The sequence below is a fragment of the Spirillospora sp. NPDC047418 genome (assembly GCF_040643275.1).
Classification (GTDB): domain Bacteria; phylum Actinomycetota; class Actinomycetes; order Streptosporangiales; family Streptosporangiaceae; genus Spirillospora.
The window spans coordinates 25,745-37,436 of sequence record NZ_JBEYTW010000014.1; the positions used below are offsets into that span (position 1 = coordinate 25,745).

General features: G+C 73.0%; 15 protein-coding genes and 1 pseudogene. 7 read left to right on the plus strand and 9 right to left on the minus strand.

Translation table 11 applies throughout. The annotated features are described in order from the left end of the window. Positions 1–37: 37 nt before the first annotated feature. Complete coding sequence (locus tag ABZ806_RS11500) at positions 38–679, plus strand: phosphatase PAP2 family protein (protein ID WP_500216813.1); 642 nt, start codon at positions 38–40, stop codon at positions 677–679. Between the two features lie 41 nt (positions 680–720). Here the strand turns inward: ABZ806_RS11500 and ABZ806_RS11505 are convergent, their stop codons facing one another. The 3 genes from ABZ806_RS11505 to ABZ806_RS11515 form a co-directional block, all read right to left on the minus strand. Next, positions 721–1,371, minus strand: a complete 651-nt coding sequence (locus ABZ806_RS11505) for a hypothetical protein (RefSeq protein WP_500216814.1) — start codon at positions 1,369–1,371, stop codon at positions 721–723. A gap of 49 nt (positions 1,372–1,420) precedes the next feature. Further along, on the minus strand, positions 1,421–3,448 hold the full coding sequence (locus ABZ806_RS11510; RefSeq protein WP_500216815.1) for an MMPL family transporter: 2,028 nt from the start codon (positions 3,446–3,448) through the stop codon (positions 1,421–1,423). Between the two features lie 115 nt (positions 3,449–3,563). Then, positions 3,564–4,124 carry a helix-turn-helix domain-containing protein gene (locus ABZ806_RS11515; RefSeq protein WP_500216816.1) on the minus strand — a complete coding sequence of 187 codons (561 nt, stop codon included), beginning with the start codon at positions 4,122–4,124 and terminating at the stop codon, positions 3,564–3,566. 198 nt (positions 4,125–4,322) lie between these two features. Between ABZ806_RS11515 and ABZ806_RS11520 the strand changes: the two genes are divergently transcribed. From ABZ806_RS11520 to ABZ806_RS11535, 4 genes are all read left to right on the plus strand, one after another. Further along, positions 4,323–4,784, plus strand: coding sequence for a helix-turn-helix domain-containing protein (locus ABZ806_RS11520; RefSeq protein WP_500216817.1), 462 nt, complete (start codon positions 4,323–4,325; stop codon positions 4,782–4,784). 318 nt (positions 4,785–5,102) lie between these two features. Then, complete coding sequence (gene ndhC / locus ABZ806_RS11525; RefSeq protein ID WP_500216818.1) at positions 5,103–5,246, plus strand: NADH-quinone oxidoreductase subunit A; 144 nt, start codon at positions 5,103–5,105, stop codon at positions 5,244–5,246. Between the two features lie 467 nt (positions 5,247–5,713). After that, complete coding sequence (locus ABZ806_RS11530) at positions 5,714–5,899, plus strand: hypothetical protein (RefSeq protein WP_500216819.1); 186 nt, start codon at positions 5,714–5,716, stop codon at positions 5,897–5,899. Positions 5,900–5,974: 75 nt separating this feature from the next. Beyond that, on the plus strand, positions 5,975–6,151 hold the full coding sequence (locus ABZ806_RS11535) for a hypothetical protein (RefSeq protein WP_500216820.1): 177 nt from the start codon (positions 5,975–5,977) through the stop codon (positions 6,149–6,151). Here ABZ806_RS11535 and ABZ806_RS11540 read toward each other — a convergent pair. Next, complete coding sequence (locus ABZ806_RS11540) at positions 6,076–6,351, minus strand: hypothetical protein (protein WP_500216923.1); 276 nt, start codon at positions 6,349–6,351, stop codon at positions 6,076–6,078. The genes ABZ806_RS11535 and ABZ806_RS11540 overlap by 76 nt on opposite strands. Between ABZ806_RS11540 and ABZ806_RS11545 the strand changes: the two are divergent. After that, a pseudogene (locus tag ABZ806_RS11545) lies at positions 6,320–6,574 on the plus strand (proton-conducting transporter transmembrane domain-containing protein); the annotation flags it as partial. The gene ABZ806_RS11540 and the pseudogene ABZ806_RS11545 sit on opposite strands and share 32 nt — an antisense overlap. Before the next feature lie 323 nt (positions 6,575–6,897). Here ABZ806_RS11545 and ABZ806_RS11550 read toward each other — a convergent pair. The 5 genes from ABZ806_RS11550 to ABZ806_RS11570 are packed head-to-tail and all read right to left on the minus strand — an operon-like array spanning position 6,898 to position 10,671. Next, positions 6,898–7,299, minus strand: a complete 402-nt coding sequence (locus tag ABZ806_RS11550; protein ID WP_500216821.1) for an NUDIX hydrolase — start codon at positions 7,297–7,299, stop codon at positions 6,898–6,900. Between the two features lie 13 nt (positions 7,300–7,312). Next, complete coding sequence (locus tag ABZ806_RS11555) at positions 7,313–8,080, minus strand: amino acid ABC transporter ATP-binding protein (RefSeq protein ID WP_500216822.1); 768 nt, start codon at positions 8,078–8,080, stop codon at positions 7,313–7,315. After that, complete coding sequence (locus ABZ806_RS11560) at positions 8,077–8,991, minus strand: amino acid ABC transporter permease (RefSeq protein ID WP_500216823.1); 915 nt, start codon at positions 8,989–8,991, stop codon at positions 8,077–8,079. Before ABZ806_RS11560 ends, ABZ806_RS11555 begins: the two co-directional genes overlap by 4 nt. Continuing rightward, complete coding sequence (locus ABZ806_RS11565) at positions 8,952–9,818, minus strand: ABC transporter substrate-binding protein (RefSeq protein WP_500216824.1); 867 nt, start codon at positions 9,816–9,818, stop codon at positions 8,952–8,954. Before ABZ806_RS11565 ends, ABZ806_RS11560 begins: the two co-directional genes overlap by 40 nt. A gap of 25 nt (positions 9,819–9,843) precedes the next feature. Further along, positions 9,844–10,671, minus strand: a complete 828-nt coding sequence (locus tag ABZ806_RS11570; protein WP_500216825.1) for an SAM hydrolase/SAM-dependent halogenase family protein — start codon at positions 10,669–10,671, stop codon at positions 9,844–9,846. Between the two features lie 105 nt (positions 10,672–10,776). On the opposite strand from ABZ806_RS11570, the gene ABZ806_RS11575 reads away from it, so the two are divergent. Beyond that, positions 10,777–11,691, plus strand: coding sequence for a LysR family transcriptional regulator (locus ABZ806_RS11575; protein ID WP_500216826.1), 915 nt, complete (start codon positions 10,777–10,779; stop codon positions 11,689–11,691). Position 11,692 lies beyond the last annotated feature (1 nt).

Consider the following 11,692-nt stretch of genomic DNA (forward strand, 5'->3'; position numbering starts at 1 on the left):
CATGGGCGAAACCGCGCGGGCGGGGAAGAACGCATGCGTGCGGTGGGGATCCGGGGGCTGGTACGCGCTGCTGTTCGCGATCATGGTGCTGGTCACGGTGGACGTGCTGCTCGACGGCCCGCTCCGGCATCTCGACTGGATCGTCCACGAGTTCTTCGACGCCCGCGTGCGGGGCGGGTGGCTGGCCGCCGTCACCGTGGTGACCAAGCTGGGCCAGCGCGGCGACCTGGTCGTGGTCATGGGCGTGCTGGCCGTCATCGCCGGGATCCGGCGGCTCTCGCCCCGCCCGGTGCTGATGAGCGCGGTGATCGTGGTCGGGCTGTCACTGCTGCAGACCGGCTTGAAGGCGGCGATCCCCCGGACCTTCCCCTACGGTGACGCCGATGTGCTGTTCACCCACGGGACCGCCTACCCGTCGGGCCACACCCTCAATGCGTTCGTGCTGATCTGGGTCGTCCTCGAACTGCTGGTCGCCGCGTTCCCCGCCGCCCGCGGGCGGCTGCCCTGGCGGCGCCGCCGCGACATCTCCCTGGTGACCGGGTGCGTCGCGGCGGCGGCGCTCACGGCGGCGGACTTCCACTGGTTCACCGACGTGCTGTTCAGCCTCGCCCTGGGCCCCGTGCTGCTGTCCGGCCTGATCGCCCTGGCACCCTTCAACCGCGAGGACGGACCCCCGTAACCGTCCCGAACACCCACTCGCCCCACGCACGGAATCCTCTTCTAGAACAGGGTGGGGACGACGATCGTGGCCAGGCCGGCCAGGAGTCCGGCGAACCCGGCGGACGTCCACGCGGTGGCGATGGTGCGGGCGCGGTCCCGCCGGGCGTAGTCCACCGACCGGGCCTTGCCGGAGGCGGCGGCGGCCTGCTGCAGCCGGTCGGCGGCGGCGATGACGGATTCGGCGGGGACCGAGAGGAGGTGCGCCTTCACGGCGATGGGTCCGCCGTACTGCTGGGTGTTCGCCTGGATGAGGAACCTGGCCATTCCCCGCTGGCCCTCCAGCGCATCGGCGGGCGCTTCGGTCCGCACGATCAGGCGCGGTTTCCCCGAGCCTTTGAGGTTGGTGTCGATGTCCAGTTCGGTCACCTGGCGCCAGGGGATGAACAGTTCCACCCGGTGCCAGGTGATGCCGTCGGTGTCCAGTGTCAGGCCGCGTTCGGAGCGCAGTGCCATCATCAGGCCGCTGACCAGCAGCAATGCCGTTCCGATCAGCCAGATGACCGAGGAGAGGGAGATGGTGAACGTCGCTTCCGTCACGAATCGGCTGCCGAGGATGGCGACCATGAGAAGGGTGTTGAACCATACGCCGTGGTCCCGGTAACGGATGCGCAGGGCCTCGTTGCCGGGGTCGTCGGCGTGTGCAGAATCCACTGGTCCCTCTCCTCTTTCGGCTTTGTCCCCCGACAAAAGACGATGCACTCTACGGGGAAGAGGACTCCTTTGGCCATTCCTTTTTGGGGCGGGCGGGCCACCAGAAGTATCGGCCCGCGTCCAGGGCCATGGCGGGGACGATGACGGAGCGGACGAAGAAGGTGTCCAAGAGCACTCCGAGGGAGACCAGGACGCCTATCTGCACCATCATCGTCACCGGCATGACGCCCAGGACGCCGAAGGTGGCGGCGAGGACGAGGCCCGCGCTGGAGATGACGCCGCCGGTCACGCCGAGGCCGCGCAGGACGCCGGTGCGGTGGTCGCTCGCCGCGACTTCTTCGCGGATGCGGGAGACGAGGAACAGGTTGTAGTCCACGCCCAGCGCGACCATGAAGAGGAAGCCCATGAGGGCGACCTGGATGTCGAGGGCGGGGAAGCCGAAGGCGTAACGGAACAGCAGCCAGGCGGCGCCCAGGGCGGCGAAGTAGGACGCGATGACCGTGGCGATCACCAGCAGCGGGGCGACCAGCGCGCGGAGCAGCGCGATCAGGATGAGCAGGACGACCCCGAGGACGAGCGGGATCACCACGTGCCGGTCGTGGGCCTGGGCGTCGGCCAGGTCGATCTCGCTCGCGGTGCTCGCTCCGAACAGGGCGTCGGGGACGGTCTCCCGGAGTTCGCGGACGGTCTTCTTCGCCTCCTCACTGTCGGGCGGAGCGGTCAGGACGACGTCGAGTCTGGTGAGGCGCCCGTCCGCCGAGGGCTGCGGGTTCCCGACGCGGGCGACTCCGGGGGACTGTTCGAGTTCGCTCGTCACCGAGTCCGGCTCGGAGGTGACGACCTGGAGCGGGCGGCCCTGGCCGCCCGGGTAGTGCTTCGCCAGCAGCTGTTCGCCGACCGTCGAACTGGGGGTTGTCGTGAGGAAGTGGGCGCGGTCCAGGCCCGTGTTGACACTGAGGCAGGCGGAGGCCAGCGCGGCCAGGACGGCGAGCCCGCCCACCCAGACCAGGCGAGGGCGTGCGGCGATGCGCCGGCCGATGCGCTCCCAGGCGCCGGGCCCGTGCGGGGTGTCGCCGTAGCGGGGGATGCGGGGCCAGAAGACCCGGCGGCCGAGGACGACGAGGAGCGCGGGCAGCAGCGATAGCACGACGATAAGGCCGCCGAGGACTCCGATCGCGCCGATCGGGCCGAGCGCGAAGTTGAAGCCCATGTCGGCGGCGAGCAGGCAGAGCAGGCCGAGGGAGACCGTCGCGGCGGACGCGGTGATCGGTGCGGCGGCGCGGCGCAGGGCGATGCCCATCGCGCGGTGGTGGTCCGGGGAGCGGCGGAGTTCCTCCCGGTAGCGGGCGAGGAGGAGCAGCGCGTAGTCGGTCGAGACGCCGAACACGAGCGCGTTCAGGATGGTGGACGTGCCGTCCGCGACGTACAGGCCGGCGTGCTCGCCGAGGAGGTACACGACGGCGCCCGTCACCTGGAGGGCGATCGCCGCGTTCACGATCGGCAGCAGCCACAGGATCGGGCTGCGGTAGGTGAGGAGCAGGACGAGCGCCACCAGGACGACCGTGGCGAGCAGGACCGGCTTGTCGACCTTCTGGAACGCGTCCCCGACGTCCAGGGCGGCACCGGCCCGGCCGGTCAGCCGCACGTCGAGGCCCGGCGGCACGGCGGTGCGGGACTGGTCGCGCAGCTGCTCCGCCTTGCCGGTGAGCGCGTCGTCGTCCTTCAGCGGCACGGTCAGCATCAGCGCCTCGCCGTCGCGGGACGGGACGGGCGGCGCGATCGTCCCGGCCGCGAGGGGGGCGAGGGCGCGGCGGTCGGCCTCGGCCTTCGCGCGGTCGGCCGGGGTGATCCCCTCGGCCCGGACGTAGGCGATGACGCCGGGCGCCAGTTCCCCGTCGGGGAAGCGGGACGTCAACTCGTCCACCCGGGTGGACTGGGCGCCTCGCGGCAGTTCGGCGGACGACTTCGCCTGGACGATGTCCGGCAGCCGGCCCGCGAGCGGGACCGCCAGGATCGTGATCCCGACCCAGAGCAGCAGGACCGCCCATGTCAGCGTGCGTTTGCGTGAGAGCAGCACGGAGTGCTCTCCTTTCCTCGGGGGTTCGCGTTGCGTGAGAACACGCCGTTCGCGGCGTGGTGATGCGGGCTTCCGCCCGCCCGGGCCGGCGAGGGGCAACTCGGCGGCCCGGGCTCTAGACCTCCGGGAACGCCAGGAACCTGGCGTGGAAGGTCCGCGCGTCCGGCGGCGGTTCGCCGTCGGCGCGTTTGTAGCGGTAGAGGAGCGCGATGTACTCCTCGAAGAAGGGGCGCACCTGGTCCGGGGTGAGCGTGACGGTGGAGAACGAGAAGAGCAGCGCGTCCGCCCAGGGGCCGAGGCCGTCGCGTTCCCGCAGGTAGCGGGTGAGTGCTTCGAGTTCGTTCGCGAACTCCAGGCGGGTCAGCTCCGCGACGGCCTGCCGCATCTCCGGCGACTGCTCGCCGTAGGGCGGCAGCCGCCGGTCGCCGGGGACGGCCCGCCACCAGCGCTCCCGCCCGCGCGCCAGCTCCGGGACCTCCTCGACGAACCCGTACTTGGCGAACTGCCGCAGGTGGTAGCTCGTCGAGCCGGTGCTCTCGCCCAGCTCGCGGGCGAGCGTGGTGGACGAGACGGGGCCGCGCCGCATGATCTCGGCGATCCGCTGCCGCAGCGGGTGCGCCAGCAGCCGCACCTGCCGCGGATCGGTGATCACCTCGGGTGCCGGTCGCTCCTTCATGCCGCCGACGCTAGAAGTTGCCAAGGCCCTTTGCAACGTGCCTTGGCAAAGTTCCCCGCACAGGGTGAGCGGCCGGGACCTGAGGGCTAACCGGTGCCTCCCTCCCCGGTCCCGGCGTGCGCCGCGCCGCCGCGACTCTCGGAGGGTGCGCGTGTCCTTGGCTGACGAGCGCACATGTGGTCAACTAAAATCACTGACATGGGGAGGGGCATGATGCGCGAGCACGCGGAGGGGATCTCGCCGGGGGCGTCGCTGGCCGAGAAGGTCGAGTGGCTGATCCGGAACCTGTGGCCGGCGGACGCGGAGCCGCCGCGCAACAACGTCGAGACGGCGGCGGCGATCGCGCGCGCCACCGGGGAGGACATCTCGTCCACCACCGTGTGGAAGCTGCGCACCGGGCGGCAGGAGAACCCGCAGCTCAAGACGCTGACGGCGCTCGCCACGTTCTTCGGCGTGCCGATCGGGTTCTTCGGGTTCGCCGGCGAGTCCGCGCCCATCGGGGACGACCTGACGATCAAGGCGCTGCGGCGGGACGTCGAGCAGGGCGTCATCCGGCCGGAGGTGCTGCGCGCCCTGGTCGACCTGTCGCCGCGGGCCCGCTGGGTCGTGGACGAGATGATCCTCGCCGCCGCCGCGGCCGACAAGGAGCGCAGGCCCTAGCGGGATGCCCGGGCGCGGACGGCCGGGAGACGGCCGGAGTGGGCGGACATCTCGGGATGAGGGATGTTTCGGCGCCGCCCTGATCAGGTAGAGGCTGGCCAGCCGTCCAGCCGCCCCGCCGCCGTACGCCGTCGTCCTGTCGGTGCTGGGGCTGGTGGGGGCGGTGATCGCGGGCGTCTACGCGGTGTCGTTCGCGGTCGCGCCGCGGGCGTTCGAGGCCGGGCCGTTCCTGTCGGGGGCTCGCCCGGCCGAGCACGCCCTGTCCCGGTTCCACGTGCGCTGGTACGCGGTGTCGATGGTGTTCCTCACCTTCGCGACATGGAGATGGTCTTCATGTACCCGTGGGCGCTCGTCGTGGCGTCGGTGGGCGTGAAGGCCGTCGTGGAGATGTTCGCCTTCCTGGTGCTGCTGCTGGTCGGCGTCCTGTACGCGTGGCGGGAGGGGGCGCTGCGGTGGGCCTGAGACGCGACCCGCGCCCGTTCGTCGTGGCGGCCGCGGACGGGACGCGGGACAGGCTCGCGGTCGAGGCCGAGCTGCGGTGGCGGCGGGCGTCCCGCGCTGGAACTCGACGCCGGCATGGCCGATCGGGCCGATGACCGGGACGGGCTGCGGCTGGACGTCCTGCACGTGCCGCTCGGGCCCGTGCTGCCGTACTGGCCCGCCGGGCTGCGCATCGATCTGACCGTGCAGGGGGACGTCGTGCAGCCGCGGAGGTCTCCGCCGTCGACCGCGCGGACGCGACCTTCTGGACGGACGACCGCCGGGCCGCGGCCCGGCTCGACAGCCTCTCGCGGTTCCCGCACGTCGCCGGGTGGGAGAAGGCGGGGGAGCGGGCCGCCCTGCTGCGCGACGAGGCCCAGGACGGTGCGCCGGCGGCGCGGTTCGAGCCGCTCGTCCGGAGGGTTCGCCGGTCGCCCGCGCTGCGCTGGATGACGCGGGGCGTCGACGGCGTGTGGGAGCGGGTCGAGGGGTGGCTCCGGGAGATCGAGGGAGCCGACGGCGGGCCGGGGGAGCCGCTCGGCGTGCTCCCCTCGCTGGTCGAAGGGGCGAGGCTGGCCGAGGCGCGGCTGATCGTGGCGAGCCTCGATCCGGATCTCGGGGCGATCGATGGTTGAGGCCGTCGTGCTCGGCGCGCTCGCGGTCGCCGCGGCGACGTCGGATCGGGCGTCGGCGTCGTCTGGTTCAACGCGATGGAGGTCGTCGCCTGGGCGTCGGTGTGGCTGGCGGGGTGGGGCGCCAACTCGGCGTACGCGCTGGCCGGCGGGTACCGGTTCCTCGTGCAGGGCCTCGCCTACGAACTGCCGCAATGTTCGCGGTCTGGATGCCGGTCGCGTTCGCCGTCTACCTGGTCTCGGCGCTCGCGATGACGTTCTGGGGCCCGTTCGGCCATCCGGTGGGCGCCGACCTGGCCGGCGGAGCGGTCGCCGAACCGTCCGGGCCCGACCGGCTCGTCTTCCTGGCGGGACGGTACGGGCTGCTCGCGGTCGCGGCGGCCGTCGCCGTCCCGCTGTTCCTCGGCGGCGGTCGCCGTCGGCGTGGTCGCGCTGCTGGCCGGGCTGCTGTTCAAGGCGGGCGCCGTCCCCGGCCATTTCTGGATACCGGACGTCACCGAGGGCGCCCCGCCCGCCATCGCCGCGTTCGTCACGACGGTCCCGAAGATCGGGGCGTTCGCCGCCCTCTACCGGTTCGCCGCCGAGGCGCTCCCGCCGGGCGCGGCCGGATGGCCGGCGCTCGTCGCCGTGATCGCCGCGGCCACGATGACGCTCGGCAACCTCGCCGCGTTCGGGCAGGACAACGTCCGGCGGCTGCTGGCGTACTCGACCGTGGCCGCCTACGCGGTGACGAACCTGGGCGCGTTCGCGGTCGTCCTCGCCCACGGGCGCGACGACCTCGCCGGATACGCCGGGCTGATGCGCGGCTCCCCGCTGCTCGGGCTGTCGCTGGTCGTCTGCCTGCTCGGCTTCGTCGGCGAGCGTCTTCTACTACCTGCGCTGGATCGTCCCGCTGTTCCGGCGGCCGGACGGCCCGTCCCGCCCGGCCCGGGGCGCCTGCGCCGTGGCCGTCGCCGCCGCGCTGTTCTCGCTGGCCCCCGGGGTCGGCAGCGGGCTCGCGCTCACCGGCTGAGCAGCCCGTGCTCGTCCGCGAGGTCGAGCGCGGCCCGGGACGCGGGAGCGAGCAGCCGCCGGTCGCCGCGTCCCACGTGGACGTACTCGTCGACCTCGCCGGCCGCTGCCATGGCGCCCCGGTAGGAGGCGGTGAAGCAGGCCATCCGCACGTGCGCGAAGTCGGGCTGGTCGTGGGCGGGGGCCCAGATGACGCCCAGTTCCCGGAACGACGCCCGGTCCAGCTCCACGGCGAGTTCCTCGCGGACCTCGCGCGACAGGGCCGACCAGTCGTCCTCGCCCGGCTCCCGCTTGCCGCCCGGCAGATAGAGCAGGTCACGGCCGCGGGAGCGGACGGCGAGCATCCGGCCGTCCGACACCCGCACCCACGCCACCACGTCGAGGAACGCCACGGCGACCAGTCTCCTACAGGCGCCGGGACTCCAGGACCCGGCGCAGGAACTCCCGCGTCCGCGGCTCGGCGGGCTCGGTGAAGATCTGCTCGGCGGGCCCCCGCTCCAGCAGGACGCCGTCGTGCAGGAAGCACACCGTGTCGGCGATGTCGCGCGCGAACCCCATTTCGTGCGTCGCCAGGATCATCGTCATGCCGGAGTCCTTCAGCTCCCGGATGATGTCCATGACCTCGGTGACCAGCTCCGGGTCCAGCGCGGACGTCACCTCGTCCAGCAGGAGCAGGCTCGGCCGCCCCGCCATCGCCCGGACGATCGCGACCCGCTGCTGCTGCCCGCCCGACAGCCGGTCGGGGTACTCGGCCGCCTTGTCGGCGAGCCCGAACCGCTCCAGCAGCTCCCGCGCGTCCTTCTCCGCCTCCGCGCGCCTGCGCTTGTGCACGCGCACGGGGGCCAGGGTGATGTTGTCCAGCACCGACATGTGCGGGAACAGGTTGTAGGACTGGAACACCATCCCGATGCGCTTGCGGACGTCGTCGGGATCGGCGCCCGGGTCGGTGATGTCCGCGCCGTCCAGGAAGATCGCGCCGTCGTCGACCGTCTCCAGCACGTTGACGCAGCGCAGCAGCGTCGACTTCCCCGATCCGGACGCGCCGATCAGGCACACGACCTCGTGCGGCGCGACGTCCAGATCGACGCCGCGCAGCACCGGTTGCGCGTGGTAGGTCTTCCACACGCCCTCGACGCGCAGCAGCGGTTCGCTCACGGGCCGCCCCTCGCTCATGTGCCGCCTCCGGGGGCGCGGCGCCGCTCCGCGCGGGCCGCGAGATGGTCGGTGAACCGGGCCATCGGCACCGTCAGCGCGATGAACAGCACCGCCGAGGCCAGGAACGGCGTGTAGTTGAAGGTGTCGGCGGAGTGGATCTGCGCCTGGCGGAGCGCCTCCAGCGGGCCGAGGACGGCGACGAGCGCGGTGTCCTTCTGCAGGGACGCGAAGTCGTTCAGCAGCGGCGGGACCACCCGGCGCACCGCCTGCGGCAGCACGACGAAGCGCAGGCTCTGCGTCCGCGACAGGCCGAGCGAGCGCGCGGCGGCGCGCTGGCTCGGGTGGATCGAGTCGATGCCCGCGCGGAACACCTCCGCGACGTAGGCGCCGTAGGACAGGACGAGCGCGAACCCGCCGAGCACGGCCGGGTTGTCCGGGATCCCTTGCAACTGCAGCGCCGGCAGACCGAACCCGACCAGGTACACCAGGAGGATCGTCGGGATGCCGCGGAACACGTCGGTGTAGGCGACGGCCAGCGCCCGCAGCGGGAAGAACAGCGGGTTGCGCAGCCCGCGGGCGAGCGCCACCAGCAGCCCGACGGCGAGGATCACCGGCTCGGCGATCAGGAAGATCCGGACGTTGAGCCAGAAGCCGCGCAGCACGTCCGGGAGCGCCCCGGTGAACTCGCCCCAGTTGAAGAACGTCTCGTGTACCCGGGGCCAGCCGGGCGACGACACCACGACCGCCACGACGACGACCGCGAACAGCGCGGTCGACGCCGTGGCGAGGGAGGCCGAGCGGACGCCCGCGCGGCGGCGCCGCCGCTCCCGCTCGAGCTGCCGCTCGCTCTTGACCCAGGCCGTCCCGGGCGCGCCCTTGGCGGGGGAGGTCACTTCAGTACGGGCGCGCCGGCCGACGTCGTCAGCCACTGTTCCTGGATCCTGGCCAGCTCACCGGACGACTTCAGTTCGCCGATGGCCTGGTCGAGGCAGCTCACGAGGGAGTTGCCCTTCTCCAGCAGCAGCCCGAAGTGCTCGGTCTCGCCGCCCTGCGTCTGCGGCAGCTGCCCGACGATCTTGGAGTCCTCCACCTGGGCGGCGGTCACGTAGAACGCGGTCGGCAGGTCGACGAGCAGGACGTCCGCCTGCTTGTTCTTCAGCGCGTTGACGGCGTCGATCTGGTTGTTGAACACCTTCGGCGCACTGTCCGGCTTGAGCTGGTTCTGCACCGCCTGGTAGGACGTCGTGCCGACCTGCACGGCGATCTTCGCGCCCTTCAGCCCGGCGATGCTCGTCGCGTCCGCGTACTTGGTGCCCTTCAGCGCCACCACGCCCTGCTGGACGTCGTAGTACCCGGTGCTGAACGTCACGGCCTTCTCGCGGGCCGGGGTGACCGAGACCTGGTTGATGTCGAAGTCGAACTTCTTCGTCCCCGGCGCGTAGGACGACTCGAACGACTCGACCGTCCAGGTCACCTCCTCCTTGGTGAAGCCCAGCTTGTTCGCGACCGCGTAGGCGACGGCGCTCTCGAAGCCCTGCCCGTTCGCCGGGTCGTCGTCCTTGAACCACGGCTCGAACGCGGGCTTGTCGGTGCCGATGGTGAGCTTGCCGGGGGTCTTCAGGGAGAGCTGGCCCTTGGTGCAGGACGCGGGGCTCTTGGAGGCGGCGGTGTCGTCCTCCTGCGGGGCGCAGGCGGTGACGGCGAGGGCGAGCGCGGCCAGTCCGGTCAGGACGGCCGACAGGGGGCGGCGGTTCACGGGGCCTCCAGCGATCTTCTGTTGGTCAGGTTCGGGGGACGGCGGTGCGCAGCGTGAGGGTCCGCACGCCGGCGAGGCCGAGGGCGTCGGTGGCCGAGCCCTGGTTGACGGCGAGGCCCAGCCAGCCGGACGAGTCGACCCACAGCAGCGGCTCGCCGATGGCGACGGCGCCGAAGGTCTCCTCGAACGTGATGCGTGCCGAGCCGGGTTCGGGAACGGTCCAGACGGCGTCCAGCGGGGTGCCGGGCGCGAGCTCGCCGAACGCGGCGGCGAGGTCGGCGGGCTCGGCGCCGAGGACCAGGCTGCCGAAGCGGTCGGTGTAGAGGACGGGCACGGTCAGCCCGCCCTCGGCGGTCACCGGCGGCGGGACGTCCAGCGGCAGCAACTCGACCGGCGCGCCGAGGTCGGCGACGTCGACGCCGTTCGCGAGGTGCGCGGCGGCGGGCGAGAAGATGTCGCGGCCGTGGAACGAGGTCGACACCTCCGGCAGCCGGTACGCCGGGTTCTCCAGGGCGTGCGCCCGGACGACACCGCCCAGCTTCTCGGCGGCCGGGACGAGCAGCCCGTTGTCGGGGCCGACGAGGAGGTCCCCGCGTCCGGTCTCGACCGCGACCGGCCGGCGCGGCGTGCCGACGCCGGGGTCGACGATGCCCGTGTGGACGCCGACCGGGAGGTGGGGGAGCGCCTGCCGCAGCAGCATCGCGCCCTCGCGCACGTCGAACGGGGTGATCTCGTCGCTCAGCACGAGCACGGTGGCCGCCGGCGCGGTCGCGTACACGACGCCGGCGCAGATGGCGGTGTAGGCGGCGCCGAAGTCGGTCGCCAGGCTGACGAACGGGCGGCTCTCGGACATGGGCGACCTCGGCGGGGACCTGCGGGGATGACGGAGGGTGAGGACAGAAGGGTACCAAGCCGATAGATCACCCCGGCATCGCGGCGGCCCCGTATCCTTCGCAGGATGCGTGCTGAGGCCCTCGATCCGGTGCTGCTGCGGACGTTCGTCGCCGTCGCCGAACTCGGTTCGTTCACCGCCGCCGCGGCCGCCGGCGGCTACACCCAGTCGGCGGTCTCCCGGCAGATCGCGGCGCTGGAGGACGTCTGCGGCGTGGAGCTGTTCGCGCGCGGCGCCCGCGGCGTCCGGCCGACCCCGGCGGGGGTGTACCTGCTGCCGCACGCCCGCGCCCTGCTCGACCGGCTCGCCGACACCGCCCGCGCCCTGGACGGGCTGCGCCGCCTCGACACCGGGACGCTGCGGCTCGGCGCGTTCCCGACGGCCAACGCCGCGCTCGTCCCGCGCGCCCTCGCCCGCTTCCGGGAGCGGCACCCCGGGGTGCGGGCGGTGCTGCGCGAGGGGACGACCGAGCGGCTGCTGCCGATGCTGGAGGCGGGCGACCTCGACATCGCGCTGGTCAGCACGCACAAGCATCCCTCGATCGGCGCCGAGCACCTGGTGGCCCTGCTGGACGACGCGCTCCTCGTCGCGCTGCCGGCCGGGCACCGGCTCGCCGGGCGCGACCGCGTCCCGCTGGGCGAGCTGGCGGACGAGCCGTGGATCGTGGCCGACGACCCCGAGGCGGTCGCCGCGCTGGGCGCCCGGTGCGAGGCCGCCGGGTTCGTCCCGCGGACGCCGCTGCGGGCCGCCGAGTGGATCTCCAAGCTCGGCCTGGTCGCGGCGGGGTTCGGCGTCACGCTCGTGCCCGCGCTGGCGGCCTCCGCCCTCGCGCGCGACGGTGTCGTGCTGCGCGCGGTGGCGTCCGGGCGCGGGCCGCGCCGCTCCGTCTACGCGGCGGTGGGCCGGCACGCGCGCAGGTCCCCGGCCGTCACCGCGTTCCTCGCGGACCTGCGGGACGCGGCCGGGGACCTGCGGTCCTAGC